General features: G+C 50.4%; 34 protein-coding genes. 17 read left to right on the forward strand and 17 right to left on the reverse strand.

What is annotated here, in order from left to right; translation table 11 throughout:
- Positions 1-27 precede the first annotated feature (27 nt).
- Positions 28-1,902, forward strand: a complete 1,875-nt coding sequence (locus HQ865_RS25095) for a PAS domain-containing sensor histidine kinase (RefSeq protein WP_173417536.1) — start codon at positions 28-30, stop codon at positions 1,900-1,902.
- On the opposite strand, the gene HQ865_RS25100 is transcribed toward HQ865_RS25095, so the two are convergent.
- The 7 genes from HQ865_RS25100 to HQ865_RS25130 form a co-directional block, all read right to left on the reverse strand.
- Positions 1,899-2,264 (reverse strand): response regulator, encoded by a 366-nt coding sequence (locus HQ865_RS25100; protein ID WP_173417537.1) that lies wholly within the window; start codon positions 2,262-2,264, stop codon positions 1,899-1,901. The two genes, HQ865_RS25095 and HQ865_RS25100, sit on opposite strands and share 4 nt — an antisense overlap.
- Positions 2,265-2,464: 200 nt before the next feature.
- A complete protein-coding gene (locus HQ865_RS25105) occupies positions 2,465-3,007 on the reverse strand; it encodes a YciE/YciF ferroxidase family protein (protein ID WP_173417538.1) in 543 nt (180 codons plus the stop codon).
- A 55-nt stretch (positions 3,008-3,062) separates the two neighbouring features.
- Entirely contained in the window at positions 3,063-3,548 is a 486-nt protein-coding gene (locus HQ865_RS25110) for a DUF421 domain-containing protein (protein WP_173417539.1), read from the reverse strand.
- Positions 3,532-4,023, reverse strand: coding sequence for an inorganic diphosphatase (locus tag HQ865_RS25115; RefSeq protein WP_173417540.1), 492 nt, complete (start codon positions 4,021-4,023; stop codon positions 3,532-3,534). The genes HQ865_RS25110 and HQ865_RS25115 overlap by 17 nt, the downstream gene beginning before the upstream one ends.
- Positions 4,013-5,212 (reverse strand): DUF2252 domain-containing protein, encoded by a 1,200-nt coding sequence (locus HQ865_RS25120; protein ID WP_173417541.1) that lies wholly within the window; start codon positions 5,210-5,212, stop codon positions 4,013-4,015. Before HQ865_RS25120 ends, HQ865_RS25115 begins: the two co-directional genes overlap by 11 nt.
- Entirely contained in the window at positions 5,209-5,667 is a 459-nt protein-coding gene (locus HQ865_RS25125) for a low affinity iron permease family protein (RefSeq protein ID WP_173417542.1), read from the reverse strand. The genes HQ865_RS25120 and HQ865_RS25125 overlap by 4 nt, the downstream gene beginning before the upstream one ends.
- Entirely contained in the window at positions 5,664-7,865 is a 2,202-nt protein-coding gene (locus HQ865_RS25130) for a glycoside hydrolase family 88 protein (RefSeq protein ID WP_173417543.1), read from the reverse strand. Before HQ865_RS25130 ends, HQ865_RS25125 begins: the two co-directional genes overlap by 4 nt.
- A 180-nt stretch (positions 7,866-8,045) precedes the next feature.
- On the opposite strand from HQ865_RS25130, the gene HQ865_RS25135 reads away from it, so the two are divergent.
- The 3 genes from HQ865_RS25135 to HQ865_RS25145 all read left to right on the forward strand — a co-directional run bounded on the left by HQ865_RS25135 (position 8,046) and on the right by HQ865_RS25145 (position 10,190).
- Positions 8,046-8,981, forward strand: a complete 936-nt coding sequence (locus HQ865_RS25135; protein ID WP_173417544.1) for a manganese catalase family protein — start codon at positions 8,046-8,048, stop codon at positions 8,979-8,981.
- Positions 8,982-9,067: 86 nt separating this feature from the next.
- On the forward strand, positions 9,068-9,652 hold the full coding sequence (locus tag HQ865_RS25140; RefSeq protein WP_173417545.1) for a DUF4142 domain-containing protein: 585 nt from the start codon (positions 9,068-9,070) through the stop codon (positions 9,650-9,652).
- A gap of 130 nt (positions 9,653-9,782) precedes the next feature.
- Positions 9,783-10,190 carry a CinA family protein gene (locus HQ865_RS25145; RefSeq protein WP_237073612.1) on the forward strand — a complete coding sequence of 136 codons (408 nt, stop codon included), beginning with the start codon at positions 9,783-9,785 and terminating at the stop codon, positions 10,188-10,190.
- Here HQ865_RS25145 and HQ865_RS25150 read toward each other — a convergent pair.
- The 5 genes from HQ865_RS25150 to HQ865_RS25170 are packed head-to-tail and all read right to left on the reverse strand — an operon-like array spanning position 10,177 to position 14,887.
- Positions 10,177-10,905 (reverse strand): DUF3891 family protein, encoded by a 729-nt coding sequence (locus HQ865_RS25150; RefSeq protein ID WP_173417546.1) that lies wholly within the window; start codon positions 10,903-10,905, stop codon positions 10,177-10,179. The genes HQ865_RS25145 and HQ865_RS25150 overlap by 14 nt on opposite strands.
- Complete coding sequence (locus tag HQ865_RS25155; RefSeq protein WP_173417547.1) at positions 10,902-11,882, reverse strand: SDR family oxidoreductase; 981 nt, start codon at positions 11,880-11,882, stop codon at positions 10,902-10,904. Before HQ865_RS25155 ends, HQ865_RS25150 begins: the two co-directional genes overlap by 4 nt.
- Positions 11,879-12,937, reverse strand: coding sequence for a glycoside hydrolase family 130 protein (locus HQ865_RS25160; protein WP_317170041.1), 1,059 nt, complete (start codon positions 12,935-12,937; stop codon positions 11,879-11,881). The genes HQ865_RS25155 and HQ865_RS25160 overlap by 4 nt, the downstream gene beginning before the upstream one ends.
- On the reverse strand, positions 12,934-13,374 hold the full coding sequence (locus tag HQ865_RS25165; RefSeq protein WP_173417548.1) for a hypothetical protein: 441 nt from the start codon (positions 13,372-13,374) through the stop codon (positions 12,934-12,936). The genes HQ865_RS25160 and HQ865_RS25165 overlap by 4 nt, the downstream gene beginning before the upstream one ends.
- Positions 13,364-14,887 (reverse strand): FAD-dependent oxidoreductase, encoded by a 1,524-nt coding sequence (locus HQ865_RS25170; protein WP_237073614.1) that lies wholly within the window; start codon positions 14,885-14,887, stop codon positions 13,364-13,366. Before HQ865_RS25170 ends, HQ865_RS25165 begins: the two co-directional genes overlap by 11 nt.
- Positions 14,888-15,029: 142 nt before the next feature.
- Between HQ865_RS25170 and HQ865_RS25175 the strand changes: the two genes are divergently transcribed.
- From HQ865_RS25175 to HQ865_RS25215, 9 genes are read left to right on the forward strand one after another with little or no spacing between them, the layout of a single operon-like run.
- Positions 15,030-16,193 (forward strand): zinc-dependent alcohol dehydrogenase, encoded by a 1,164-nt coding sequence (locus HQ865_RS25175; protein WP_173417549.1) that lies wholly within the window; start codon positions 15,030-15,032, stop codon positions 16,191-16,193.
- A 2-nt stretch (positions 16,194-16,195) separates the two neighbouring features.
- The gene (locus HQ865_RS25180; protein ID WP_173417550.1) at positions 16,196-17,083 is read left to right on the forward strand and encodes an isocitrate lyase/PEP mutase family protein; all 888 of its coding nucleotides are present in this window, start codon (positions 16,196-16,198) and stop codon (positions 17,081-17,083) included.
- Positions 17,080-17,934: an SDR family oxidoreductase gene (locus HQ865_RS25185; RefSeq protein WP_173417551.1), complete on the forward strand. Its 855-nt coding sequence runs from the start codon at positions 17,080-17,082 to the stop codon at positions 17,932-17,934. Before HQ865_RS25180 ends, HQ865_RS25185 begins: the two co-directional genes overlap by 4 nt.
- Before the next feature lie 32 nt (positions 17,935-17,966).
- On the forward strand, positions 17,967-18,758 hold the full coding sequence (locus HQ865_RS25190) for an SDR family NAD(P)-dependent oxidoreductase (protein WP_173417552.1): 792 nt from the start codon (positions 17,967-17,969) through the stop codon (positions 18,756-18,758).
- A gap of 23 nt (positions 18,759-18,781) precedes the next feature.
- Positions 18,782-19,297: a cupin gene (locus HQ865_RS25195; protein ID WP_173417553.1), complete on the forward strand. Its 516-nt coding sequence runs from the start codon at positions 18,782-18,784 to the stop codon at positions 19,295-19,297.
- Positions 19,297-19,959, forward strand: coding sequence for a hypothetical protein (locus HQ865_RS25200; RefSeq protein ID WP_237073616.1), 663 nt, complete (start codon positions 19,297-19,299; stop codon positions 19,957-19,959). The genes HQ865_RS25195 and HQ865_RS25200 overlap by 1 nt, the downstream gene beginning before the upstream one ends.
- Positions 19,960-19,984: 25 nt before the next feature.
- Entirely contained in the window at positions 19,985-20,161 is a 177-nt protein-coding gene (locus HQ865_RS25205) for a DUF6496 domain-containing protein (RefSeq protein ID WP_173417554.1), read from the forward strand.
- 12 nt (positions 20,162-20,173) lie between these two features.
- On the forward strand, positions 20,174-21,181 hold the full coding sequence (locus HQ865_RS25210; RefSeq protein ID WP_173417555.1) for an SDR family oxidoreductase: 1,008 nt from the start codon (positions 20,174-20,176) through the stop codon (positions 21,179-21,181).
- Positions 21,178-21,678 (forward strand): DUF4142 domain-containing protein, encoded by a 501-nt coding sequence (locus tag HQ865_RS25215; RefSeq protein WP_173417556.1) that lies wholly within the window; start codon positions 21,178-21,180, stop codon positions 21,676-21,678. The genes HQ865_RS25210 and HQ865_RS25215 overlap by 4 nt, the downstream gene beginning before the upstream one ends.
- Positions 21,679-21,721: 43 nt before the next feature.
- On the opposite strand, the gene HQ865_RS25220 is transcribed toward HQ865_RS25215, so the two are convergent.
- From HQ865_RS25220 to HQ865_RS25235, 4 genes are all read right to left on the reverse strand, one after another.
- Complete coding sequence (locus HQ865_RS25220) at positions 21,722-21,922, reverse strand: hypothetical protein (protein ID WP_173417557.1); 201 nt, start codon at positions 21,920-21,922, stop codon at positions 21,722-21,724.
- A complete protein-coding gene (locus HQ865_RS25225; protein ID WP_173417558.1) occupies positions 21,919-22,212 on the reverse strand; it encodes a hypothetical protein in 294 nt (97 codons plus the stop codon). The genes HQ865_RS25220 and HQ865_RS25225 overlap by 4 nt, the downstream gene beginning before the upstream one ends.
- A gap of 62 nt (positions 22,213-22,274) precedes the next feature.
- Positions 22,275-22,712 carry an Hsp20/alpha crystallin family protein gene (locus HQ865_RS25230; protein ID WP_173417559.1) on the reverse strand — a complete coding sequence of 146 codons (438 nt, stop codon included), beginning with the start codon at positions 22,710-22,712 and terminating at the stop codon, positions 22,275-22,277.
- Between the two features lie 488 nt (positions 22,713-23,200).
- Positions 23,201-23,404 (reverse strand): hypothetical protein, encoded by a 204-nt coding sequence (locus tag HQ865_RS25235; protein ID WP_173417560.1) that lies wholly within the window; start codon positions 23,402-23,404, stop codon positions 23,201-23,203.
- Between the two features lie 113 nt (positions 23,405-23,517).
- Here HQ865_RS25235 and HQ865_RS25240 point away from each other — a divergent pair, with 113 nt between their 5' ends.
- From HQ865_RS25240 to HQ865_RS25250, 3 genes are all read left to right on the forward strand, one after another.
- A complete protein-coding gene (locus tag HQ865_RS25240) occupies positions 23,518-23,754 on the forward strand; it encodes a hypothetical protein (protein WP_173417561.1) in 237 nt (78 codons plus the stop codon).
- A gap of 154 nt (positions 23,755-23,908) precedes the next feature.
- A complete protein-coding gene (locus tag HQ865_RS25245; RefSeq protein WP_173417562.1) occupies positions 23,909-24,067 on the forward strand; it encodes a lmo0937 family membrane protein in 159 nt (52 codons plus the stop codon).
- A gap of 72 nt (positions 24,068-24,139) precedes the next feature.
- On the forward strand, positions 24,140-24,868 hold the full coding sequence (locus HQ865_RS25250; protein WP_173417563.1) for a DUF72 domain-containing protein: 729 nt from the start codon (positions 24,140-24,142) through the stop codon (positions 24,866-24,868).
- A 29-nt stretch (positions 24,869-24,897) separates the two neighbouring features.
- Here the strand turns inward: HQ865_RS25250 and HQ865_RS25255 are convergent, their stop codons facing one another.
- Positions 24,898-25,083, reverse strand: a complete 186-nt coding sequence (locus HQ865_RS25255; RefSeq protein WP_173417564.1) for a hypothetical protein — start codon at positions 25,081-25,083, stop codon at positions 24,898-24,900.
- Between the two features lie 261 nt (positions 25,084-25,344).
- On the opposite strand from HQ865_RS25255, the gene HQ865_RS25260 reads away from it, so the two are divergent.
- Positions 25,345-25,800, forward strand: coding sequence for a ferritin-like domain-containing protein (locus tag HQ865_RS25260; RefSeq protein WP_173417565.1), 456 nt, complete (start codon positions 25,345-25,347; stop codon positions 25,798-25,800).
- Positions 25,801-25,814: the final 14 nt, after the last annotated feature.

Consider the following 25,814-nt stretch of genomic DNA (forward strand, 5'->3'; position numbering starts at 1 on the left):
TGGCAATTATTTTATCCTAATTCAATAATGCAGTTGACGGACGGCGAAAATTTATACCAGACGGTGCTCAGCGCGCCCATAGGCATTTGCATTCTTAATGCAGCCACCTTAACAGCCGAGATCGTCAATGATAAATTTATCGGGATCGCGGGTAAGCCGAAAGAGGCCATACTAAACAAATGGTACTGGGAACCTTTTGCTGAAGCCAGGCCTTATTATGAGGCTGCGCTGGCGGGCGTCGTAGAAACAGGGGAGCCTTATTATGCCGATGAGGTAGAATTGATGCTTATCCGGCATGGCCGCGAGGAATGGATCTTCGTCACCTTCGTTTACGCACCGGTAAAAAATAGCGCCGGCGAGGTCGTAAAAGTCGCTGTCTGGGTCCTGGAAAACACCCGGCAGGTCATCGAGCGGCAAAGGGCAGAAACAGCGAAGGCCGCCATGCAAAAAGAGCGCGACCGTTTCAATTCCTTTATGATGCAGGCGCCTGCAGGCATATGCGTTTTGAACGGCCCTGATCTGGTATATGAATTTGCTAACCCGAGCTATCAGCAATTACTCCCAGGAAGGATACTATTAGGGAGGCCCATTTTTGAAGTACTTCCGGAGATCGCCGGCACGCCTATCGCCAGTATTTTACACCAGGTATATACTACCGGCGAAATGGCGGTGATCAAAGAATTGCTGATACCGCTTGCCGATCACGAAGGCGGACCGCTCCGGGACCGCTACTTTACTTTCAATTACCAGGCACGACTCAATGAAAACGATGAAATTGACGGCATACTCGCATTTGTTTATGAAGTTACCGAATTCGTCGAGTCCACTCACGGCACACAGGCGGCCTATGAACAGCTGCGGCTGTCGAAAGAGGCCGCCGAACTTGGCTTCTTTGATATGGACATGAATAAGGGAACGCTGGAATGGGACGCCCGCTGCCGGGAACTGTTCGGCATATCACACCAGGACGAGGTCACCTATGAGAAAGACTTTGTCAACGGCCTGCACCCGGAGGACAAGGAAAGAATACTGAACGTGATCCGCAACGTTTTTATTAAGTCCGTCAGCAACGGGGTTTACGATGTGGAATACCGGACCGTTGGTGTCGAAGATCATAAGGTAAGATGGGTACGGGCCAAAGGACAGGCTTATTTTGATAAGGAGGACAGGCCGCTACGTTTTATCGGCTCAGTGCTGGAGATCACCGAGCAGAAAGAGGACGAATTGCGGAAGAACGATTTCATCGGCATGGTCAGCCATGAGCTCAAAACGCCGCTGACTTCTTTAACGGCCATCATCCAGGTAGCGAAAGAAAAACTAAAAAACAACACAGACCCATTCATCGCCGGAGCAATGGAAAAAGCGAATGTCCAGGTAAAACGGATGGGTAACATGATCAACGGCTTCCTGAACATCTCACGACTGGAGTCTGCCAAGTTGCTGCTTGACAAGCAGCGGTTCGACCTGGAGACGCTGATCGAAGATCTCGTTCAGGAAACGCGTCTTACGGTAACCAGTCATACCATCAATTTTGAACGATGTGATCATGTCTTTATAGTTGCTGACCGCGACAAGATCGGTTCGGTCGTGACCAACCTGATCTCCAACGCGGTCAAATATTCCCCCAAAGGCAGGACCGTTGATGTGGAATGCAAAGCCGAAGGTGACAAGATCAGGGTCAGCATCACCGACCAGGGGATGGGATTGAAACCGCAGGACAAAGAGCGGGTATTTGACCGCTATTTCAGGGTAGAAAATAACAGCAGCAAAAATATCTCAGGGTTTGGCATCGGCCTGTATCTAAGCGCAGAGATCATTCGCGGGCACAATGGTCATATCGGTGTCGAAAGTGAAAGCGAGAATGGATCCACTTTTTATTTTACGCTTCCGGTAGCGGTTTAGGGAGCGGGCGTTAGCCTGTTGATCGTGTCGATGAGGTCCTCCAGATCAAACGGCTTGGTGATCACGGCGTCAGAGCCATAGACAGTTAATTCATTTTCGGCATTCACATAAGCAGAGAAAAGGACGACCGGAATATGGCTGAAAAGCTTGTGTTCTTTAAGGGCACGGCAGATATCCCCGCCATCACCATCCCGGAGCCGGTAATCCAGCAAGATCAGATCGGGCTGAAATTTATCTGCAACAGCCATAATGTTCTTACTATTATTTACGGTTTGAACTTCGAACCGCTCGTAAAGAAGGGTCTCCCGCACGACATCCAAAATATCGGCGTCGTCATCAATGACAAGTATTTTCTTCATCATAGCATTAAGGTCTGTCGTATACCTAAAGGCAGAGGCAGTACATACGCCCCCGGCCAGACTAAGAATATAATGGCAAAGTTATGTATTATTTATTATTGATCTCTAATTAGAACTAAAATGGCGCTTTCATAAAAGCTAAATTTAACAAAAAAGGGACACCTTTCCGGCATCCCCTTGTCAATCACAAATTTTTCGGATGATTATTCTACTTCGGCGGCTGCGGCTTCGTTCACGTAATTTTCGGCTACTTGGGTCAACAGGGAATCGGCATTTTTTTCTTCGGCTAAGGTCTCATCCAGCAGGCTTTGCGCTTCGCTGAATCCCAAAGTTCCGGCCAGCGTACGCAGCGTACCGTAAGAAGCGATCTCGTAATGTTCCACTTTCTGCGCGGCAGAAATAATAGCGACATCGCGTACCTCGGTACCTTTGTCGGTATCTTCCAGTAACTCGGTCGCTTCTTTCAGCAAACCTTCCATCGCCAGGCATTTCTTTGCGGCGGCTTTTTCACCAATCGATTCAAAAACGCTTTCTAAGCGGGTGACCTGACCTTTGGTTTCCTCCAGATGCGTGCTGATGGTGTTTTTCAGGTCTTCCGAGGTGGCGCCCTTGATCATTTTCGGTAAGGCGGTCGCCAGGTGTTTTTCCGCCCAATAGATATCTTTTAATTCGTCAACGAATAATTCCTTTAACGCACTCTCTGCTTCAGGGGTGCGGCTCACATTTTTGCTTGCTTTTGTTTTCATGGTATTCAGATTTAATAATGTACACAACCTATGCAAATAGCATTCCAAAGCGTGGCTATTTCCGGATCGCGCTGATCTCCCCGTTGCGCTCCATGTAAACTTTTTTTATTGTTTCCATATCCTCGGTCAAAGCCGATTTTCTCACCCCTTGCATTAGGTCTTCTTCGCAGACCAAAGCCCGTTTCATGTGCTCTTTTAGGAACACACCGTCTTCAAATAGCAAGATCTTTTCGCCTTCCACCATGCGGCTGAATTTCTTACTGGCCGCGATCAGCCGACCTACGGCGCGGTGCAGCAGCACGATCACCAGGCAACAAACAACGACCGGGATAAGGGGAGAGGCGCCGACCACGGCCCGGCTCATGATGGCGCCCAGCGAAACGGCGATAATGTTATCCAGCGCCGTCCGCATCCCGAATGACCGGCGGCCCGAAATGCGGATCAGCACCAGCATGATCAGAAACATCAGGGCGCCTCGGCTGCTCATTTGCAGCACGTTCAGTTTTTCGCCCTCGCCAAATAAATTAAGTAAGAGTTCCATCTTCAATCAGTTTTTGGGCCTGTGCGGCAGTTAGCCGGGCGATCACCCGGAAATGCTTGCCGGCCTGTTCATTATAATTTTTAAAAAAATGTTCCAGTTGGTTTAAAATGGACTCCGGTAATTCCGCCAACTCTTTGATCTCGGAAAACAATTGCGATACGTCAGGGACGCCGACAATACGGTCATTGCGCATCCTTTTGCCGTCCCGCTCGGTCTGTTCGCATTGGAAAGCGCCAATGATCCGGCAATCCATCAGGCAACGCGGGAAGGTCCCTCGTTCCTCCAGGACGATGATATCCAGCGGATCGCCGTCCTCGCCTTTGGTATGCGGGATCATGCCGAAATCATAGGGAAAGACCAAACCGGCCGGCAATATCTTATTCAGCCGGAAACGGTTTTCTTTTTCATCAAAGTCAAATTTCTGACCGAAGCCTTTCGGGCTTTCGATCATTACCGTGATCGTGTTAGTCTCCATACTTACCGGCTTTAAAATCCTTCACAAACTCGTTATAATATTGATTGATCTTAATAGCATACCGCTGCGCATAGGAGATCACCGCTTTCTGCCAGCCCTGGTCAAGCCCGAAGGCCATCAGGTCGTCCAGGGTGCCTGAACCTTGCATGCCGCCACTGCGCAACTGCGCGGAAGCAGTGAGTGCTGCCATATCATCAACGACCTGATACATGTCCCGGTAATCTTTCAGTAACTTGAACTTGATGCTGTCCTTCACCGGTTGCAGTTCCTGGATAATAAACGCATCGCCCTGAAATTCGGTTGTGCTCAATAAAGCCGAGGGCACGTTCTGCATCCGCTGTTGTACGCCGATCACCCTGGCCGCCTCAGTATCCCAGGCCAATTGCTGCACCGGTACATAGGGCTGCACCGAAGAAGCCCGCGCCTGTTTCATATCCAGTAGTAAATAATGATTTTTCGTGTTGGTGCTTTTCAGTAAGAACAAATAGCGCTTAACCCCAATGCTGCCCGTGCCGGCCAGACGAAATACCGAGCCGATCACTTTATAATTATAGGGGCCGTCACTGCTGGTTTGTATCCATTCCTGGATATGCGCTTTCAGTTCTTTTCGCAGTGGTCTATCCAGCTTAAAATGCCGTTCATCTTCCAGCGAAAGCATAATGCTTTTCTTTTTGCTGACCGTGCGCTTTTTGAGCAGGTCTTTATAAGTGCTTTTGGTGGCTCTGGTCAAGAAATCACAGACGATGCCCTTGGCTGTCCTCGGTTCTATGCTGATCGCTTTGCCTTTGGCGAGCGTCGCCGAATAGGTCTTTAAAAATAGTTGCGCCATCTTCAGCGCCTTTTCTTCTTCAAAACCCAGTTTATCAAACGCGATAAAAATACTGGTCACCATCCGGACGGTTTCGTAACTGGCCGGCGCGAGCAGCGCTTCGTCGAAATCGTTCAAGTCAAAATACACCAGTTTGTTATCACCCTTGTAACTCCCGAAGTTCTCGATATGGAGGTCGCCGCAGATCCAGGCCAGCGGCGACAACGGCAGCGGTTCGGCAGCTGCCAGGTCTTCATAAAACAAATGGCAGGTGCCACGGAAAAACCGAAAAGCATTTTCGGCCATCGCCTCATACTTCAGTTGCACTCTGTCGGGCAACAAGCCTTGATTAAAATTTTTCAGGCGTTCTTCGAGTTTCATTTGTTTTTTGATTGGCGGCTACCGGTTTTGCGATGGTGGTTTTCTTCCGCGGCATCGATCGAATGCGTCTTCGTTATATCGTTTTCCTTTTCGGCAAGTTCCGACAGCCGGATATAGAATTTATACAAATGGTCAAGTTCCGCCTCCGTCAGGTCCTCGATATTGACCATCCGGTTACTGGTCCCTTCGTGCGAGGCCAGCAGTTCATTTAATTTCAAGTGGATCGCCTTGGAATCTTTGTTCTGTGATTTTTGGATCAGGAATACCATCAAAAAAGTCACGATGGTCGTCCCGGTATTAATAACCAGTTGCCAGGTTTCCGAATAGTGGAACAGCGGTCCGGTCACTGCCCAGACGACCACGGTCGCGGCGGCAATGATAAAAGCCGCCGAGCTGCCGGTAGCTGCAGTGGCCCAGTTGGAGAAGCGCTCAAAAAAACTTTTTTTCTTTTTCATGACCAATAGATATGAATCGAACTGTGACCCGGAACGGTGAATTCGCGATGACCGTTTTTTACTTTTTTGCCGACGAGTTCCCCTGCTGTTGTTTTTACGGTGAATGATGGCAAGGCTTTTTTACCTATTTTTAGGATCAGCATGCGGCAGTTTAAGCGCCCATCGCCTTTAACTTTAAAGCTGAGCTGCCCGCTGCTGTGGCGAAAATGCGCGGTCGGGTAATCCAGGAAGATCCAAAAATCCTCACCGGGTACGCGGTAAAAATGCCGGGGGATGATCCCGAAAGCTACGCCCGCCCCATAAACTTCCTGCCCCACCGTGCCCGACTGTTCCCAGCCGTCATGGATATCCTCGATCGCGATCCATAGTTGATGATCTACCTGCCCGGTCTTCACCTTTTCGGACAGCATTTCCTTCGGCAGGTTGGGCGGATAATAATAAGGCGCGCGGTTGACCACATAGCGCAGGAACTCCGGCACCAGGATGTTTACTGCCGGCAAGACAGGCTGGTTTTCGGCATACAGTAAGAAATTATGAAGCGCTGCAAATACTTCCTGCTCTTCGTAAGCCGCCGTGTAAGGCGCATCATTCAAAGGGAACATCGCAAAAAAGGTAGGGTAATTTTTGGCATAGCCGTAATTACAATCCCATAATTGCATATTCTTCAACAGGTTAGCCAGGCATACATAGGCGAGGTCCAGATACAGCTGTTCTTTGGTTTCCTGGTAGAGCCACAACATCGCATTGGCGCCAAAGGCCGTGTTATTAGCCTGGTAAAACAGGTCGAACCCTTTACCTTGCAGCGTTTTTGCGGCCCGCTTGGCTTCCAGCAGGTACTTATGCTGTTGGGTAAGCTGCCAGGCGTGGAGCATCACCAGCGCGTAGAGCCCGGCGACATCCTTTTCACCGCCCTTGCCCGGCTGGGTCTCCGCTTTGACCGCTGCCAGCGTTTCCAGGTGATATAATACAGGCCATTCATAATTAAAATGCCGCGCTACCCGGATGGTATAATCCAAAGAATCTAAAAACAATTTTTTGCCTTGCCGATCCCCGCGTATCGCCAGGCGCCCTAAATTCAGCAGCGGGTGATGCAAATACCAGGAATCCATTACATTGGGTTGCAACTGCTCCTCCTCACCGCTCAACTGATCTGCTAAAGCCGGCAAAAAGCGGACAACTGTTTTCAGTTTTTTGTTATAAAAAGCGCCCAGCCCGTTCTGGATCTTTTGGATCGCCGGCAGCGCTGTCTTGCACCAGTCATAATAATCGGTCAGCGGCATCAATACGGCAAGCTGTACCATCAATTCCGGAGGCGTCTGGTAATCGGCCACATAGGCGTTCAGGTAGTCCTGTCCCGCGCCATGAGACCAGCAGCCGTGACTGAATTCCAGGTCATGGAGCCCCTTGCCGACCATCTCCGGCCAGGGATAATACCGGGTTTCCGGTTTGGGCAGCACTAAATAGATTTCCGCCAGCAGCTCCAAAAATTGCCTGGCCTGTGCCAGTTCATCTTTGGGGTTTTCCGGGTTAAAAGCAATGTAGGCATCAGACAGCACCACTTCCTGGTGTGCGGGGATCGGTTTATTTTTCAAGGTCGGCGGTAAAGCAAAACCCAGTTCCGGCCAGCTACCACCAACCGTATTGCCCAATGAGGTTTCCGTTAGCCGGGCATAATCGTTTAACGCAGTTAAATTTTGGAAATACAGCAATGCTCCGCTTTGAGGCCGGTCCAGTGCAATATACTGCAAGCCTGAGCGCGTGCCCACCTGACTGACCAGGATGCTTCCCGCTATTTCCCGGCTTTGTCCGTCTGGCCCCGTGATCACCATGTCCCGCGGCCAAAAAGGGATCAGCAGCGGCTTATGGGGTTTGATGATTGTTTGGTAATGGATGATCGGTTTCTCCTGTGCCGGAAAGCTCACCATCACCGTATAATCGCCGATCGAACCCTTGAGATGAAGCGAAATGTCAAGTTCATGCTTGCTTACCCGGGTAATTTCCAGGTGGTCGTTAGGTACGTAAGCCGGACGCAACACGATCTGTGCGCCCCCGGGGCAGGTCACACTTATCCAAAGTGAATTATTGAGATGATAGATATGGGCAGCATACCCCGCTAAATCAAATTTAAACAAGGCCGGAAGATCCTGCCCATGAAATAAATTTTGTACGGCTATAGCCCAGGGTGAAAGTCCTTCCATAATCAGCGCAAGGTTGTAAAGTGTGTTATATAACTATAGCCATAAATTTTTGTTTTTGAAATTTCCTGTTAATTAAATCTTTTAATTAAAAACATATTTCAGCGCCTGAGGTTGTAAAAAGAGCGCGATCCTGTCCACGAAGCCGATTCTCTATTTAATCACCATTAAAAATTTATAACTATGTTTCACCACGTTAAAGACCTACAATTTAATGCCCGGGTATCCCGTCCCGATCCGCGTTTCGCCAACCTCTTACTGGAGCAATTCGGCGGGGAAAACGGCGAACTGGCCGCGGCCATGCAGTATTTCACGCAGGCTTTCGGTGCCAAAGTACCCCATCCCGACAAATACGATATGCTGATGGATATCGCCACCGAAGAGTTCAGCCATCTCGAGATCGTCGGGGCGACCATTCAGATGCTGCTCAAAGGCGTAAACGGCGAGCTGAAAAATGCAGCTGATAGTTCTGAGATCATGCAGGTAATGAACGGGAAAGCGGCGAAAGAAGATATTATTCATCAGGCCGTTTTTGCTAACCCGCAATTTGGGATCATCACTGGCGGCGGGGTTACGCCGCGCAATAGCCAGGGTATTCCCTGGTGTGCTTCTTATATTAATTCTAACGGGGACCTGACGGTCGACCTGCGCAGCAACCTGGCTTCGGAATCCAGGGCGAAACTGGTTTACGAGCACCTGATGAAGTTTACCGATGATCCGTATATCCACGAAACACTATCCTTCCTGATGACCCGCGAGGTGACCCACTATAAAATGTTCGAAGCCGCACTGGACAGTATCCAGCCTAATTTCCCTCCTGCGGTTTTGGCCGCCGACCCGCGTTACCTGCAAAACGCCTATAATATGTCAGCTGGTACCGTACGCGGCCCATGGAACGAGGGTGAGATCAAAGGCATGGGTAAGGACTTTGTCTATGTCGAAGACCCTATCGGGCAGGCGAAGGAAACCGAGGGTCAGACCAAGCTTCCGGATGACTTCACTAAGGAGGTGAAGACCAAAGATAAAATGGACAAGCAAATGAGTGCCGAAAAAAGTGCGGAGGTTAAAAATGCAGAACCCGACGGTGTCGCGCAATGGAGCACCTATAACGGAAAATAATAATAGACCGCAAGAGGACGGCCGTAAGGCCGTTCTTCTAAAACTATTTGCATAAAATGATGTTTTCACTGAAAACAAGAAAACCTATGAAAAAGACCATTTTACTTTTAGTACCCGTAATTGCCGTTAGCCATTTACAGGCTTGTTCCGGCAGCAAAACCGGTTCATCAGGAGACACCAGCACTGTGAAAAAAGACAGTACTTCAATAACAACCGTGGCCTCGGCTGACACAGCATCAGCAATGTCAGACACGGCTTTCGCCAATAAGGCGGCCGTTGGCGGTATGGCTGAGGTTGCACTCGGCAAAATGGCCGCGGCCAAAGGCGCCAGCAAGGAAGTAAAGGATTTCGGCAATATGATGGTGATGGACCACGGTAAAGCGAATGATGAACTGAAAGGGATCGCGCAAAAGAAAAATATCACGCTGCCTGCCGGAATGGATGCCGAGCACCAGGCCAAAAGCGATAGCTTGAGTAAGTTGAGCGGCGCAGCTTTTGATAAGGCTTATGTCGCTGTTATGGTGGAAGGCCATAAAAAGACCTTAGCATTAATGCAAAGTGAAGCCCGCGGTGGTAAAGACGTTGATCTTAAAGGATTTGCAGCCAAGACCGCGCCGGTGGTGCAGCATCATTTGGACGAGATCACCAAGATCCAGGCAAGCTTGAAATAGAGTTTAAAGTGTATAGTTTGATCGCCGCCTCCTACAGGGGCGGCTTTCCTTTTTACGATTTTTTATCATAGAACAAAAGATCGCAGATTGCGCCAAACTGCTGGCGGAAAGGAAATTGAGAATTGCGTTCGTGGAGAGCGCTACTGCAGGCTGGCTCTGTTCGGAATTTGCTTTGACAGAACAATCGGGGCAGGTACTGGAGGGCGGCATCACCTGTTATAATGCTGATCTGAAAAAAAGCCTGCTGGGCGTACCCCACGATCTGATCGAAAAATTTACGCCCGAATCTCAGGAAGTGACCGATGAGCTGGCGCGGCGGTTAGGGAAACTCATGCCGGCTGACATTTTTGTAGCCGTGACCGGACTGACGACGCCCGGGGGAAGCGAAACTGCTGAAAAGCCCGTAGGTACGATGTTTGTTTCAGTTCTCGTCAAAGATCATCTTTTTTCAGAACGCTATGAATTCAAAGGCAACTGCGAAGAGGTCATCAAGCAAACGATCGTTGCGGCGGCGGCCCTGGTGATCAGTCACATTTGAACGTCCAGCGTTTTTCAGTAACCTCTGCTTCCAGGAATGCCGACCGGAACTCCGCCGCATTTTTGAAAGCTAATTGCGGGATGAGCCGCGTTTCAAAGTTGAGCGTAAAACCGGAACGTTCGAAAGGCCAGGGCCTTACCGTCAGCGTTTGATCAGCAAATTCAATAAGCTGGTGATTCCTCCTATCCGGTCCCTTGCTGATCTCAACCGCGCGCGCTTCGGGCTGGTTCTCACGCTGGCAAAGCAGCAGGGATAAAGCATCACACCATTCCAATAAGCGATAATCCCTTTGCGCTTCAGCCAGACTCATACCCAGCTCCTTTTGCCAGCGTTTCTGTAGCTTTTTTTGTTCCTGCAGGAATTCACGGCCTTGCGCATGATGCAAGCACTCCGCGCCGTAAACGAAATCCAGATGCAGGGAACAAAGCAAAGCAATATAACGGCTTTTAGATAAAGCGAAATCCATCGTTTGGGTGCAGTGCCGCTGTTCAAAGACTTTCATTTTAAAGTCCACCGGGCCGCCCTGCGGGGTAAGCAGGTTATCGCGTTCCAGCTCGATCTGCGCATCGTCATGTTCAGCGATGGCCATAAGCAGTTCCGTCCAGCGTTTGGTCCTGGAGCTATGTTTCCATTGCTGGGCGATCTGCGCGGCCAGCAGGCCGTGCGCCCGCTGCGTAATTATTTCCCAGCCGCTTTCGGTATAGTTGACGATCATTTCTTTTTGCTGACCAGATAAAAGCCCAGTGCCATCCCGGCGACCAAAACGCCTGCGATATATTTCCGGTGCGCTTTGGGTTTGCCCGGCAATCCGAAACCACCATGGGTGCTCATGCCGTAATCTAGGGTTGTAAATACATTGCCGTCGCTGAGTGCTATCGGGTCAGCCGACTTCAGGTACCTGCGCATGACCAATCCCGTCATTTTGGTCATGAATTCCGGTAGGAACGCATGCCCTATTTTCAATAACAAAGAGGCACTGCCGACATAAGTATTCGCACTGGGATCAGCCGCCACTTTCACCATCGTTTTTGCCAGCCGGAACGGGTCATAAACCGGGGGCGCAGGCTTTAATACCTTGCCGGTATGATTGCCGGCATGCTGAATGCCGGGAGTATCCAAAAATGCGGGGAACAGGTCGCAGACATAAATATATGGCCATTCCGATAACTCGCCTTTCAAGGCTTCCGACCAGCCGCGTAAGCCGAATTTGGCAGCGGTATATCCTGCGCCGTAAGGCACCGGCAGAAAGCCACCGATAGAGATATTATTAATGATCGTGCCATAACCCTGCGCTTTTAATATCGGCAGCACGGCGTGCGCCCCGTTCATATACCCCAGGAGGTTCGTTTTTATCACCTGCTCGTGTACGGCCATCGGCGTTTTATCGAAATCACCCGCGGCAAGGACCCCGGCATTATTTACCCAGACATCGATTTTTCCGTGCCAGTCATTGGCAGCATTGGCTAATGCGATCATCGCTTTGCTGTCGCTGGTATCGGTCGGTACGATAAGAGCCTGTGCGCCTATTGCTTCGCATTCAGACTTGACCTCTTCCAGTGCTGCCACATTTCTGGCGGCCAACACCAAGTTCGTGTGATATTTCGCAAATTCCAGGGCCGCAGCCCTTCCTGCGCCGCTGGATGCGCCGGTAATAACGATGGTTTTTCCCTGTAATTTTTCTAGCTTGTTCATTGATCGTAAGTTAGTTTGGACAAAATTTCCTGGATCGAAAAACGCGCGCCGCAGACGAATTCATCCGCCGCCCCATAATAAATGGTGAGCTGATCACCATCCACGATATGTCCGTTAGTAAAAACTACATACCCGAAGAAACCGCTGAGTTCATAGGCCTTGGTCGGCACCATGATCGGATCTTTCGTGCGACCAATTACTTTTGACGGATCGTTCAGGTCCATCAGGAAAGCGCCGAGGCAGTATTGGTGCTCGGCGTTGGCCCCATGATAAATTTCCAGCCAGCCTTGTTCGGTGCGGATCGGTGCGGCGCCGGCGCCCACACGGGCGCTGTCCCACATGCCGGAACGGGTTTTGATGATACACTGGTGGTTTCCCCACTGGCGGGTATCAGAAGATTCAGCCAGCCAGATATAATTGCCGCCGATCTCCTTACTGCTCGGGCGGTGGAGGCAATAATAATTATCTTGTATCTTTTCTTCGAAAATGGCGCAGTCTTTATTATGGGGTGGCAGGATCATACCGCCGGATTGGAAATGCTGCCAGTCTTTGGTTATTTTCAAACCTACGCCAACGCCGCTGTCGGACACAGCGGTATAGGTCAGGTAATACGTATCATCGATCTGTGTAACCCGGCAATCCTCGATACCGAAACGTTCGAGATAGCCCTGGCCGAATAGCGAGGCTTTTGCCTCGGGCTCCGAAAAATGGATGCCGTCGTCGCTGCGCAATAAGCGTAAATGTGAAACGGTGGTCAAGTAATCCAGGCCTTTATAACTGATCACCCGCGCATCGGTGGCGATCAGGTTGGGGTCGTTCAGCGGCACCTCGATGATCTCGGTGTTCCCGGTAGCGTTCAGCGCGGGGAAAAAGATGACCCCTTCTTTTTGCGCTACGCCCTCTGCAACCCGCACCAGCAGCCAGGTCTTGCCCTCAAAGCGAAACACGCCCGGGTTAAGCAGGCTGATGATCTGCAAACCTTGACCGCTTGGTTTCAGATCTTTAGGCATCAGCAGCGGATTTTCCGGAAAGCGGTGAGCGATATCTGTCATCATTTTTTCATGATCTGGTGTCCTATTGTGGCAAACAAAGCAAATACGATATGTGCCGGAACAAGCTGAAGATAGTATTTATCAAAACGAAGGGATGGAGGCAGCGGGTGAGCCTTGAATGTAGCCCTCCAGATCGCCACGGCCAGCAATCCGCTGATGCTGCCCAGCCAGAGCGCAGTTTTCCAGTCAGGCTTGATCCGGCCTCTTTGCCATAAGGTGATGTATACCATAGCAAATAGCAAACCGACCGCATAGTGTCCCAGCCAACCCAATGCCTGACTTTCCTTTTTTTTGAGCTTAGGAACCAGCCGGTTAGCCAGCTGGCCGAGCCGTTCGGGTTCGCTGAAGTTTTCGCCATCAGCCAGCGATACCAGGTAACTGAACAACGTCATGAACGTGGTACCCGTAATGCCCGTGATCAATAGATCCTTAGTTTTCATGGGTGTCAATAATGGTCAGATCACGTGTTGCTGGCCCCGTTAACACTTTACCATTTATGTCATAGCGTGCACCATGGCAGGGGCAATCCCAGGTCTTTTCGGCACCGTTCCAGTTAATGATACAGGCCGCATGCGTACACACCGGGCTGAGCGCATGGATCTCTCCTGTGTCATCGCGGTAGGCCGCGACCTTTTTGCCATCCACCTCGACCAGCTTGCCGGTACCTGGCTGTAATCTTTTGAGTGAATCCGTTTCATGAACATTGATCCTGTCGGCTATAAAGTGATAAGCCACATCCGCATTCTCTTTCACAAACTCGCTGAAGCTGTCTATCGGTTTGATCCGTGAAGGGCTGAATAATTTTTCGTACCTGTTTGCTTTCCCTAAGATCAAGTCGGCAAGAATCTTACCCGCGACCGTGCCGAGCATCATCCCGTTACCGTTATAACCGGTAGCACAATAAATCCCTTTGGCCGCCAGCGGCATTTGGCCGATATAGGGCAAGCCGTCGACCGGCACGTAATATTGCGAAGACCAGCGGTATTTGACCGACGAAACGTTATAATAGGCGCGAACGTATTTCTCCAGTCCGGCAAAGGCCTTTTCCGCGTCTTCATGCCCGGTCTTATGATCGAGGCCGCCGACGAGCAAAAGCTCTTCACCGCCGATCACGTGCGTACGCACATAATGGTAAGGCTCTTGCGAATCATAGATCAGCGCATCAGGGTATTTCCCGTTTTTAAGCTTGACCGCCAGCACATAACTTCGGTAAGGCGCGCATTCAAAATTGAACAGATTGATATTCGGCGGTGTATGGGTAGCGTAGATCACGGCTCTCGCCTGAATGCCGTTTGCCATATGCAGACCGTCTTTACTTTCCGCGCTTTCGATCCGTGTATTTTCCAGGATAAGGCCGCCGCCAGCTAAAAAGTTTTTCTGTAAATTTTGCAGATATTTCAGCGGATGGAACTGCGCCTGGCCCGGCCAAAGCAGGGCCTTTTTAAAGGGCACCGGGGTCGGTACTTTATCGGCATATGCTACTGCCACACCCGCTTTCGCGGCTCCCTGGTAGATCTCGTCCAGCAGTTTAACCTCCTCGTCGGTTTCCGCATATAAATAGCCCGGCTTAACTTCAAAGTCGCAATCCTTTTGCCAGGCCACGATCAGGTCGTAACCTTCGCGTATCGCCTGGGCGAACAATTGCGCACCGTCTTCACCAAAGGCGCTTTCGGCCTCGGCATAGGTCGTATCCGCGAAAGTGTTAATATGGGCGCTCGTACCCCCGGTCGTACCAAAGCCGGCTTGCTGCGCCTCTGCTATGACGACGTTTTTACCCGCTTGCTGCAAAGTCAGCGCTGCGGTCAGCCCGGTGATCCCGGCGCCTACGACGAGGCAGTCATACACTTTTTGAGCCCCGGATTGCCGGGCAGTAACAGAGGTTATGCTGGTTTGCCAGGGGGATACCATTTGTCCGTCACGGGTAATAGCGGCTGTTTCGATTGCTTTTTTCATCACGTCTGATATAACCTTGTTTTATCTCCGCAGGTTTTAAAATTCTATAAATAATTAACAAATATTAACTATTAGCTTTTTAAAATTTCTTTAAACCATAATCGGGGTCTTTTTGTTGATTTTTTACAGCAAACGAAAACCTATGAAAGCAGCAGTATTTCACAAACCCGGCCAGATCACCTGCGATAACGTTGAAGATCCGAAGATCGAACTGGCCACCGATGTTATTTTAAAGGTCACTTCGACGGCCATTTGCGGTTCGGACCTGCACATTCTGAGCGGCGCGGTGCCGCAAAAAGAACCGATGATCATGGGCCATGAGTTCATGGGCGTGGTCGAAGAAGTGGGCAAAGAAGTAAAGAACCTGAAACGCGGCGACCGCGTGGTGGTACCCTTTCCCATCGCCTGCGGGCATTGTTTCTTCTGTCAGCATGGTGCTTCACCTGCCTGCGAAAATTCCAATTACAAAACCTATGGCCCGGACGGCGACCTGATGGACCAGAAAGGCGCAGCGCTGTTCGGCTATACCGATCTCTACGGCGGCTATTCCGGGGGGCAGGCGCAATATGTGCGGGTTCCCTACGCGGACATCAGCCCGCGTATTGTGCCGGACAATTTAACGGATGAGCAGGTACTGTTCCTTACCGATATCTTTCCCACAGGCTGGTCGGCCATCGACTGGGCGCAGCTAAAAGGTGGTGAAGTGGTGGCTATTTTTGGTTCGGGTCCGGTTGGCCTGATGGCGCAGAAAGCCGCCTGGCTGAACGGCGCTGGACGTGTGATCGCGATCGATCCGCTCAACTACCGCTTGGAAAAAGCCAAAGCGGTGAATCAGGTGGATACGCTGAACCCGCATGAAGTGGATGTGGTGGAGGCGATTCGCGGCATGACCAATGGCCGCGGCGCTGATGTCTGCGTCGATGCCGTAGGCTTTGAGCCGGAACGCAATTTCTTCGATAAGCTGAAGGCCACGGTCAATTTGGAGAAAGGGAGCATCAAGGTGCTGGAAATGGCTTTTAAAGCGGTACGCCGTATGGGCACGGTATCTATCATGGGCGTTTACGGCTCACCTTATGATAATTTTCCGCTTCATCGCCTTTTTGATAAGGGTATCACCCTGAAAATGGGCCAGGCGCCGGTACTGAACTATGTCGATCACCTGATCGATCTGGTGAAGCAGGACAAAGTGAAACTGGATGATATCATCACTCACCGACTACCGTTGACGCAGGTGGAACATGCTTACAAAATATTTGACGAAAAGGAAGAAGACTGCGTCAAGGTGGTCCTTGATCCGCATGCATAACCATGAAACACACCCTCACCAAACGGAAAAGCTGGAAGGCGATGCTGAAGGCGGCGGCGGGGCCAGTAAAATTGCCGGTGGCACATGACGCGCTCACAGCGCGCCTGATCGAGCTTGCCGGATTCGATGCTTACCAGATCGGCGGGTACGCTCTTTCAGGTGCCACACATGCCATTCCGGATATAGACCTTGAAAAATTCGGCGAAAAAAAATTCTCAGCAGAATGGATCATGCAGGCCTCGCCCTTGCCCGTACTGGTAGACATTGATGACGGGTACGGCGATGTAAAGAATGTAACCCGTACTGTACAGGAATACATCCGCCTGGGGGCTTCAGCCATGTTTATGGAAGACCAGCAGCCGCCGAAGAAATGCGGGCATATGGACGACAAAAAAGTGGTCGACGAACAAGTTATGCTGCAAAAGATCAGGGCCGCGGTTTCCGCCCGTGACGGCCACGATTTTTTTATTCTGGCGCGCACCGACGCCATTGACCCGGAAGGGATCGACAACGCTATTGTGCGCGCCAAAGCTTACCTGGATGCCGGTGCCGACGGCGTGTACCTGGAAGGGCCAAAGACCCTGGAAGACCTGGAAAAGATCGGGAAAGCATTAAACGACGTTCCGCTGGCGACCAGTATCTTGGAAAATGGCGGCAAGACACCTTGGTGTTCGCCAAAGGACTTGGGTGACATGGGCTATAGCATGATCCTATACCCGACTACCGTGATCTTCCAGGTGACAAAAACTATTGGCAAGGCGCTCCACCATTTAAAAGAAGGCAAACCGATGGGGCCATCTCAGGGCGTGGATATGCACCAGTTCATGGAGATCGTAGATCTGCCTTACTGGCAGGATATTGAAGAAAAATTTGAAGGAAAAACGTTATGATCACAAAGGAAAAAACTCCGAAAAAACAAAACCGGCAGCCAGGCATCGAGGCTAAAATGAACCCGGCCCCGGAATACATCAAAGATAACTATAAACCTGCAGGCAAGTTGCTGGACAAAGTCGCGCTGATCACCGGCGGCGATAGTGGGATCGGCAGGGCGGTCAGTGTACATTTTGCGGAAGAGGGTGCAGATATCGTCATTGTTTACCTGAATGAGGATGCAGATGCCAAAGCAACAAGCGACCTGGTTGAAGCAGCCGGAAGAAAATGCCTCCTCATAAAAGGTGATGTCAAGGATGCGGATTTTTGCAAAAACGCAGTGGAGCAAACCGTGAAAACCTATGGCAAACTCAACATACTGGTTAATAATGCCGGCATGCAGTTCCCCGAAAAAGATGTAAAAAACATCACTGAAGAACAACTGGACATCACCTTTAAAACGAATATCTACGCCTATTTCTATTTTGCTGAAGCAGCTGTCGAACACATGGGTGCCGGTGATTGCATTATCAATACGACCTCGGTTACTGCCTATCGTTCCTCTCCTTCGCTGATCGACTATTCATCGACCAAAGGTGCCATCACTACATTTACGCGGTCACTGGCCACTAACCTGGTCGATAAGCAAATACGGGTCAATGCGGTTGCCCCCGGCCCGGTTTGGACGCCGTTGATCGTTTCGACCTTCGATGAGGAGAAGATCAAATCATTCGGCAGCGAAACGGCCATGAAACGCGCTGGCCAACCCTCGGAGCTGGGGCCGGCTTACGTATTTCTAGCCTCCGATGACGCCTCGTTCATTACCGGGCAGGTCATTCATGTCAACGGCGGGGAAGTGGTGAACGGATAAATATTTAGCTAAAACCCATAAAATCAAATCCTATGGAAAATCAACAGAAAACAGTACTGATCACCGGCGGCACCAGCGGGATCGGCAAAGAACTGGCGAAACTGTTCGCACAGGACAACTATAACCTTATTATCGTGGCGCGCGATCAACAGGAACTGGAAAGCACTGCGGCAGAACTCGGTTCATCAGGTATTAATGTAGAAACCATTGCCAAAGACCTTTCCAATATAGATGAAGCTTTCGCACTTTGCCAGGAGATCGGCGACCGGAAGATCGATGTACTGGTCAATGATGCAGGCCAGGGCGTTTACGGCCTTTTCAAGGACAACGATATTGAACGCGAACTGGACATTGTCCACCTGAACATCTGCGCGACGGTGATCCTGACCAAATATTTCGTGCAGCAAATGGTCAGCCGCGGTCAAGGACGCATCCTGAACCTCGGCTCGGTAGCGGGCAAATTGCCCGGTCCATGGCAGGCGGTCTATCATGCGACCAAGGCCTTCGTCTTATCCTTTACTACCGCGGTGCGCGAAGAAGTTAAAGATTCCGGCGTTACCTTGACCGCCTTAATGCCGGGCGTGACCGATACCGATTTCTTTAACAAAGCCGGGATGAATGAAAGCAAAGTGGTGCAGGATAAAGAAGCCATGGCTGATCCGGCGGATGTGGCCAAAGCGGGTTATGAAGCGCTGATGGCCGGGGATGACCGGGTGATCGCGGGCTTTAAGAATAAACTGGAAGTGAATGCCGCTAACCTGATGCCGGACAGTGCTGTGGCGCATAACCTTTATGAACAGCAAAAACCCGTCGAACACGAATAATGAGGCGGAATTTCCGGATAACTATGGAAGCAAAAACTGTAGGTATTGAACAGATCAAAGTGCAGGATGACGGCACCTTCCCGAACAGCCGATTTCCCGCGCTGCTGTATAAGGATGTATTGGATATTCCGGTACTTTTCAAAGCTGCCCATGTAAAAAACCAGTTCGAGAAAAACGGTTGGTCGAACAGCTGGGATGCTGGCATCTTTGAATATCATCATTACCATAGCGTCACCCATGAAGTGCTCGGGGTTTACAAAGGTCAGACCACGCTGCAGCTCGGTGGTCCGAATGGGCAAAAAGTATTCATCGAAAAAGCCGACGTACTGGTCATACCGGCGGGTGTGGCTCATAAAAATCTGGGAGACGAAAGCGGAGTCAGCGTAGTAGGCGCGTATTTCGGCGGGCGGGACTATGACATGAATTACGGTAGGCCCGGCGAAAGGCCGGCTACTGATGAGAATATCAAAAAAGTCCCGGTCCCGGCAAATGATCCGGTATACGGACGAGATAAGGGGCTCTTTAAAATTTGGAAATAATGGAAACGAAAACAAAGACGGCGAGGAAAAAAAAGGATATGTCCGCCAGCTATAACCGTTATAAAAAATTCGGCGGGCAGCAATATACCGGCATGCAGATCGGCCGCAGCCACCACTGGGACTACGATGCCGGCGACTGGAAGGAAACCAAAATCACCCCTGAACTCTGGGAGATATCCTACGCGGTGACCAAACGCCGCAAAGGCCATGCGCCGGAAAACTCCGGGGTACCTGTCGGTACGGAATACCAATGGTATATCCTGGCGCATCAGCACGTTAAAAAACTGAACGCGAATGACTATTCGACCGAAATGAGCGGCCTGAAATTCAAGTTGGCGCACAAACGCGCGGATAAGGAGAAATGGAGCGCGACCGCACCGACGCAACGCAAGCACCTGATCGGCTACTTGCGTGAACTGGCAGACAGTTTGGAAAAAGACCCCATCCACCTGCAATTTGAATATGAGGGTAAGGAATACCGGGGCGAGGCGGTACCAATCTCAGAAACCTGTTCAGAGGGTGTCTGTTTTGAGGCGGATATCTCTTTGAATGATGAAGACCTCGGGATCATTCGCTGCGCCAAAAGTGGCTGGAAAATGGACAGGTTGGAACAGGAACTGGTAGACGTGATCGGCAACGAGATCTTTTTGTACTATGAATAATTAACAATTTAAAATATAATCGACTATGGCAAAGAATTCAGCAAAGACACATGACAAGGTTCATAAGGCTTTACACGAAGAAAAAGAAGGTACGCTGAAAAGCGGAAGCGGTAAAAAAGTAACCTCAAGAAAGCAAGCGATCGCCATCGGCTTGTCCGAAGCGCGCAAAGAAGGTGATAAAGCCCCGAAGAAAAAATCTTAACCTAACCATCCTATGAAAGACGAACACAAAATGACCCGGCGGCAGGCGGTTGCCGGGCTGGGCACTACGCTTGCCGCCGTCGCAGTAGCGCCTGCATTTGGCGGCACCGCGCTTAAGCTGAAACCCGCCGATGGACCGGTCAAGATCAGTGATCCCACCAAAATCCATCCCAAACCCCCATTTAAAAGCCAGCCACAGCCCTGGCCGGGTTTGCAGAGCAAAATGGACCCCATACCCGATTGCGGGGAAACCAGCTACAAGGGCTCTGGCCGTCTGATGGGCCGCAAGGCATTGATCACTGGCGGTGATTCAGGCATGGGGCGTGCGGCAGCTATCGCTTATGCCCGCGAGGGCGCAGACGTGGCGATCAACTATTACCCGACCGAAGAACCCGATGCGCAGGAAGTCATCGCCCTGATCAGAAAAGAAGGACGCAAAGCCATTGCCATTCCCGGCGATCTGCGCAGCGAGGAATTTTGTAAATCGTTGGTGCAAAAAGCGATTGCCGGTTTAGGGGGGTTGGACATTATTGTCAATAATGCCGGAAGGCAGCAGTCGATCAATTCCATTGTGGATGTAACCACGGAGGAATTTGATTCGACGATGAAGACCAATATATACGCGCCTTTCTGGATCATCCGCGAAGCGCTGCCGCATTTGCCGCCGGGTTCGGCCATTATCGGCACGACCTCGGAGCAGGCTTATGACCCCTCACCGGATTTATATGCTTACGCGCAAACAAAAGCTGCTACGATGAACTATGTGAAATCGCTGGCCAAGCAATTGGGACCGAAAGGTATCAGGGTAAACGGCGTCGCACCGGGGCCGGTATGGACGGCTTTGCAGATCAGCGGCGGTGCGCAGCCGGAGAAACAACAGATGTTCGGTAGCTGGACAATGCTGGGCAGGCCGGGGCAGCCGGCGGAGCTGGCGTCAATCTATGTACAGTTAGCGGCAGCCGATGCCAGTTTTGCCAGCGGCCAGGTTTATGGTTCATCGGGAGGTGTGGGTCAGCCATGAGAAAGTTATTCGTATTTGTTTTATTGGCTTTTGGTATGGTTGCCGAAGCCCAGATCCCGCAGCCGGACCCGGATACTACGGCCAAACATTTTCTGATCGTGGCCAGTATCAAGAATTTGCAGGAAGTCAGTTCAGGTCAGTTGGCGGTACAGAAAGCGATGAATCCTGATGTCAAAATGTTCGGCCAGATGATGGTCAAAGATCACGGCGATGCGGAGCAAAAATTATTGGCTTTAGCCAAAAGCCGCGGCATTGCTTTGCCGGCAGCAGCGACCGGGGGCATCAAGCCCGACCTGATGCTGGCACATGCCGGCGCAAAATTTGATCAGCTGTATGTGCATGGTATGGTCAGCGGGCATCGGAATACGGTGGAGATTTTTGAGAATTATGCGACCACGGGCAAGGACCCGGCCGTCAAAGCGTTTGCACAGCAAATGCTGCCGGTGCTGAAGCATCACCTTATGGAGATCCAGGCTATCGATCAAAAGCTGAAATAAATAAAAGAGGCGGGGTGATGCTCCGCCTCCTGATATATCTACCTTACATTTGTCCCGCCCAATCATCGTCACTATCCCCGCGGAGCAGGATCATAGCGAACCAAATGATGAAACTGATACCCAGCAGGTCTTTCAGCCCGGCGGGCAGTTGCCGGTGAGATAGCCATTGCATTCCTGCCCACAACAGCAGTGTCAGTAAGGCAAGCGCCGCAGCCAGCGGCTCCGGAATAATTTTGTACTTCATGCCATTTCCTCCAGGTTTTTTAACCGGAAGATCTCCCTGGCGATCAGCTTGCAATTGTGGCCAAGCTCGTCCAGCGTGCAGCAGATCGTCTTGATCTTTACCGGTAAGTCATTTACCGTTTCCATTAGGTCAATATGCAGCAGGCAGCCGTCCCTGAGCTGTTCAGCCCCTTTCAGCTGCCCGAACAAGCTATAGGCCGCCTCCCGGTCATTGCCGAAAAAGTACTGCCCGTAATCTGTAAATCCCTGCGGCGTTTTCAGGCTCAGCAGGATATAAAATTGTGTTTTCATAGTCGTGTTTAAACACCAAGAGCCCCTGTCGCAGGAGCTCTTGCATTAAAAAACTATTACACTTATTTGATCTCGATCTGGCGGCGCACCGCTTTGGCTTCTTCGCGTTTGGCAATATCGATGCACAGGATACCGTCGGTATATGAAGCATCGATCTGGCTGTGATCAGCGCTGTCCGGCAGCGTGAAAGAACGCACGAATGAACTGTAGCTGAACTCGCGCTTGTTATAGTTCTTTTGGCTGTCATTTTGCTCCGACTGCTGCTCTACCGAAATAGTGAGCTGGTTGCGTTCCAGGTTCAGCTTGAAATCTTCTTTTTTTAATCCCGGTGCAGCCAGTTCAACATGGTAGCTGTTCTCACTCTCGCTGATATTAACCGCTGGTACGCGGGTGATCATGCGGTCGTTGAAAAACGTGTCGCTGAAGATCGATTCGAAAACATCATTAAAGCCTGGCAATAATGTGTTGTTACGGTTGTTGTTGAATTTAACTAAGGTCATGGCCTTTTCTCCTTTAAATGTTACTCTAAAAAATTAATGTCAATTGTTAATTAAACTATACTAGTCCAGCAACGCCTATGCCAATCCAGCATTCCTGAAAAAATTGCAGAAATGCGCTGCAAAATTTTCAGCGGAAATGTCAGAATTTCAGCGACCGGTTCTGGCTTTCAGTTCGTTATTCAAGCTTTAATGGAAAGCCCGGACGAAGAAGTTTTTCAGTATTCCCACAAAGGCCTGCCACCCGCTGGACTCCGGATCTTGATATTCCCTGGATCGGGATGACAGTAGCGATCTTTTTGGCTTTGGATTAATGAGCACTTTGGCAAATAATCCTACCGCGGCTTTTTTGATCACCCTGAATACACCGTCCTTTTTCTTGATATCCTTTTTGATGTCTGGTACTTCAGATTACTGTAAATGGAGTGACATACCCATTTATTTCCCGTCAATTAAAGTCATTTTGCTGAATATATCGATGGCTCCCCGTTCTACATCCACCTTAGCGTTACTTTTAAAAAATTCTTCAGGTTGAGGAGGTCGGTGCCCTTGAATGACAGGCCCGTAACCATATCGGGGGTATCTTTAAGCACGAGCAGCAACAGGCCTTTACACCAGCGACGCTCCAGGCGCTTTTCGACCGGGGCCTGCTCAACGGTAGTGAAAAGAACGGCTCCATGAATTATAACCTGCATAAGATCATGAGGGCCAATGACGCTCTACGGATCCGGACCTGCTGGCTCCGGGGCTTGATTAAATGGGGGTGATTCATCAATGCGGGTATGAGAATTGCATTTGTAAGCATAGTATGGATCTCGGACAATTCGATCGGTTAGATTACACACGTAAAACGGAAGCTATCCTGAAAGGGACCTTCCTGGCCACCCGCATAACCGCAGCGTATTCCGTAAAGCTGTATAATGTCGATAACTTCTACGTGGAAGTATACTTTCATAACCGCAGCCAACTGATCATCCGTTTCCGGGCTTTCGACCAGACAGCCCTCGTATTGCCTTACCTGGATGAATTAAAGATCGCTGTCTAAATATGCCGATGGGTCCGTTCAGCTGTCTATTATCATAAGCGGCACGGCACGGCTTTGCTACACTAAAATATAAAAGCGTACCCAAATCAGGCGATACGGCGCGGTGGTATCACATTTGCAGGAGTTGGTTAATATTTAACTAAAACATCAAACCATGAGATCATTACTGTATATTCTCGCTGTCATCCTGATTATAGGCTGGGCGATCGGAACTTTTGCTTATGCCGCTGGCGGCCTTATCCACATTTTACTGGTTATCGCCATTATTTCGCTGATATTAGGTTTTCTGCGCCGCGATACCACCGTCGTTTAAGTTATTTAATCGAAGAAATACCAAAAGGTCCGGTCATTCCGGGCCTTTTTCACGAAAAAAGAAATTGATCGGATGAATTGGTGGATCGGATGTTCTGGTTTTCATTATAAACATTGGAAAGGCAGCTTTTACCCGGCTGACCTTCCCCAAACACGCTGGTTCGGCTATTATGCGGCAAACTTCCCAACCTTGGAGCTGAACGTTACATTTTACCGCTTCCCGAAACTGCCGGTACTGCGCGCCTGGTACGACAAGTCGCCCTCGGATTTCCGCTTCGCGGTGAAAGCACCAAAAGCGATCACGCATTATAAACAATTCCACGGTACAGCGGATATGCTGACAGATTTTTATCGCACGACGGGTGATGGCCTGCAGGAGAAATTAGGTCCGGTTCTTTTTCAGTTTCCTCCACGTTTTCGCTATGAGCCTGACCGGCTTGAACGTGTGCTGAACCAGCTTGACCCTTCATTCCATAATGTTTTGGAGTTCCGGCATCCGGGCTGGTGGTGCGATGCGGTTTACAATGCGTTGAGGCAGCGGGGAGTAACGTTCTGCGGGATGAGTTATCCCGGGCTGCCCGCTGATATCATCGTGACCTCGCCGACCGTTTACTATCGTTTTCATGGAGTACCGGAGCGCTACCGGTCTGCTTACAGCGATGCGCAACTGCAGGCTTTTACGGAAAAGCTGCTTAAAGATGAAAATATCAGGGATACCTGGTGTTATTTTAATAATGACGCGGCGGTTGCGGCTATTCCCAATGCCCGTACGCTTAGGCAATTTGCAGAAGCAAACCGCTAATGCCCGGGCGCTAATGCCTTAGCACCTCCCTACGCGATCAGGCCCGGGTGGAATGGACCGTAACCCTGGTTATTATGCAGAAATTGCCGGCTGGTGGATTTAAAGATATGGATATCCTTCATCAGCATACGCGCCAACAGATTTTGAACCCGTTTTTCGTGAACCGGTTTTTCAGCAGCCGGTCCCGGAATGTTGTTTAATGCGATCACTTTCATAAGTTGAGCAGTTCAACTTTAATGCCATTAGTCGATACGATTCAATGCTGCCGGAATACGGCGGATTGACGGCCGCAACTGACTACTTTAAAAGACTGGCCTTCCTGTTATACCGACAGGTCAAGGTCAATTTTCTCCCGGGTTTTTATCGGCGCGGGCACAAACTATCTAAAAAAACGAGGCGGGCACCGCCCGGGCTGACTTTCCCGGAATGGCATGATATTGGTAATTGGTAAGGTCTAATCTAATATGAAAAACATTATGGCAACTACCGAAAATGCAACAGGCGTGATCAACGACCTGATCGGGATCAACAACGACCGCGTCGCGGGTTTTGAAAAAGCGATAGCCGATATCAATGACGAGCATATCGATCTGAAGGAATTATTTCAGCGCTATGCTGCGCAGAGCCGTCAGAACAGCGAAGAACTGGCCGGTATAGTAGGCGCTGAAGGCGAGCCGGTAGAAACCGGTACCAGCGTAGCCGGCAGTCTGCACCGCGCCTGGATTGATGTGAAATCGCTCTTCGGCGGCAACACCCGCGAAAGTATTTTGTCCGAAGCCGAGCGCGGTGAAGATGCGATCAAAAAAGCTTACCGTGATGCGCTCGAAGACGAAGATCTAACCGCAGAGGCGCGTACCATCGTCAGCCGCCAGCAAAGCGGTATCGACGCTGCCCATGATGAAGTAAAAGCTTTGCGCGACGCGGCCAAATAAATCGTTCGATCTAT

Origin of the sequence: Mucilaginibacter mali, from assembly GCF_013283875.1 — a bacterium.
Classification (GTDB): domain Bacteria; phylum Bacteroidota; class Bacteroidia; order Sphingobacteriales; family Sphingobacteriaceae; genus Mucilaginibacter; species Mucilaginibacter mali.

Coding starts and splice junctions, on each gene's coding strand:
- HQ865_RS25150 (WP_173417546.1), bottom strand. CDS start 10,905: ATGATCGTCAACTATACCGAAAGCGGCTGGGAAATAATTACGCAGCGG.
- HQ865_RS25155 (WP_173417547.1), bottom strand. CDS start 11,882: ATGAACAAGCTAGAAAAATTACAGGGAAAAACCATCGTTATTACCGGC.
- HQ865_RS25125 (WP_173417542.1), bottom strand. CDS start 5,667: ATGAAAAAGAAAAAAAGTTTTTTTGAGCGCTTCTCCAACTGGGCCACT.
- HQ865_RS25205 (WP_173417554.1), top strand. CDS start 19,985: ATGGCAAAGAATTCAGCAAAGACACATGACAAGGTTCATAAGGCTTTA.
- HQ865_RS25245 (WP_173417562.1), top strand. CDS start 23,909: ATGAGATCATTACTGTATATTCTCGCTGTCATCCTGATTATAGGCTGG.
- HQ865_RS25255 (WP_173417564.1), bottom strand. CDS start 25,083: ATGAAAGTGATCGCATTAAACAACATTCCGGGACCGGCTGCTGAAAAA.
- HQ865_RS25250 (WP_173417563.1), top strand. CDS start 24,140: ATGAATTGGTGGATCGGATGTTCTGGTTTTCATTATAAACATTGGAAA.
- HQ865_RS25110 (WP_173417539.1), bottom strand. CDS start 3,548: ATGGAACTCTTACTTAATTTATTTGGCGAGGGCGAAAAACTGAACGTG.
- HQ865_RS25140 (WP_173417545.1), top strand. CDS start 9,068: ATGAAAAAGACCATTTTACTTTTAGTACCCGTAATTGCCGTTAGCCAT.
- HQ865_RS25165 (WP_173417548.1), bottom strand. CDS start 13,374: ATGAAAACTAAGGATCTATTGATCACGGGCATTACGGGTACCACGTTC.
- HQ865_RS25095 (WP_173417536.1), top strand. CDS start 28: ATGCAGTTGACGGACGGCGAAAATTTATACCAGACGGTGCTCAGCGCG.
- HQ865_RS25220 (WP_173417557.1), bottom strand. CDS start 21,922: ATGAAGTACAAAATTATTCCGGAGCCGCTGGCTGCGGCGCTTGCCTTA.
- HQ865_RS25160 (WP_317170041.1), bottom strand. CDS start 12,937: ATGATGACAGATATCGCTCACCGCTTTCCGGAAAATCCGCTGCTGATG.
- HQ865_RS25235 (WP_173417560.1), bottom strand. CDS start 23,404: ATGCAGGTTATAATTCATGGAGCCGTTCTTTTCACTACCGTTGAGCAG.
- HQ865_RS25215 (WP_173417556.1), top strand. CDS start 21,178: ATGAGAAAGTTATTCGTATTTGTTTTATTGGCTTTTGGTATGGTTGCC.
- HQ865_RS25190 (WP_173417552.1), top strand. CDS start 17,967: ATGGAAAATCAACAGAAAACAGTACTGATCACCGGCGGCACCAGCGGG.
- HQ865_RS25115 (WP_173417540.1), bottom strand. CDS start 4,023: ATGGAGACTAACACGATCACGGTAATGATCGAAAGCCCGAAAGGCTTC.
- HQ865_RS25120 (WP_173417541.1), bottom strand. CDS start 5,212: ATGAAACTCGAAGAACGCCTGAAAAATTTTAATCAAGGCTTGTTGCCC.
- HQ865_RS25260 (WP_173417565.1), top strand. CDS start 25,345: ATGGCAACTACCGAAAATGCAACAGGCGTGATCAACGACCTGATCGGG.
- HQ865_RS25180 (WP_173417550.1), top strand. CDS start 16,196: ATGAAACACACCCTCACCAAACGGAAAAGCTGGAAGGCGATGCTGAAG.
- HQ865_RS25130 (WP_173417543.1), bottom strand. CDS start 7,865: ATGGAAGGACTTTCACCCTGGGCTATAGCCGTACAAAATTTATTTCAT.
- HQ865_RS25170 (WP_237073614.1), bottom strand. CDS start 14,887: ATGAAAAAAGCAATCGAAACAGCCGCTATTACCCGTGACGGACAAATG.
- HQ865_RS25175 (WP_173417549.1), top strand. CDS start 15,030: ATGAAAGCAGCAGTATTTCACAAACCCGGCCAGATCACCTGCGATAAC.
- HQ865_RS25105 (WP_173417538.1), bottom strand. CDS start 3,007: ATGAAAACAAAAGCAAGCAAAAATGTGAGCCGCACCCCTGAAGCAGAG.
- HQ865_RS25200 (WP_237073616.1), top strand. CDS start 19,297: ATGGAAACGAAAACAAAGACGGCGAGGAAAAAAAAGGATATGTCCGCC.
- HQ865_RS25240 (WP_173417561.1), top strand. CDS start 23,518: ATGGATCTCGGACAATTCGATCGGTTAGATTACACACGTAAAACGGAA.
- HQ865_RS25185 (WP_173417551.1), top strand. CDS start 17,080: ATGATCACAAAGGAAAAAACTCCGAAAAAACAAAACCGGCAGCCAGGC.
- HQ865_RS25100 (WP_173417537.1), bottom strand. CDS start 2,264: ATGATGAAGAAAATACTTGTCATTGATGACGACGCCGATATTTTGGAT.
- HQ865_RS25210 (WP_173417555.1), top strand. CDS start 20,174: ATGAAAGACGAACACAAAATGACCCGGCGGCAGGCGGTTGCCGGGCTG.
- HQ865_RS25230 (WP_173417559.1), bottom strand. CDS start 22,712: ATGACCTTAGTTAAATTCAACAACAACCGTAACAACACATTATTGCCA.
- HQ865_RS25135 (WP_173417544.1), top strand. CDS start 8,046: ATGTTTCACCACGTTAAAGACCTACAATTTAATGCCCGGGTATCCCGT.
- HQ865_RS25195 (WP_173417553.1), top strand. CDS start 18,782: ATGGAAGCAAAAACTGTAGGTATTGAACAGATCAAAGTGCAGGATGAC.
- HQ865_RS25225 (WP_173417558.1), bottom strand. CDS start 22,212: ATGAAAACACAATTTTATATCCTGCTGAGCCTGAAAACGCCGCAGGGA.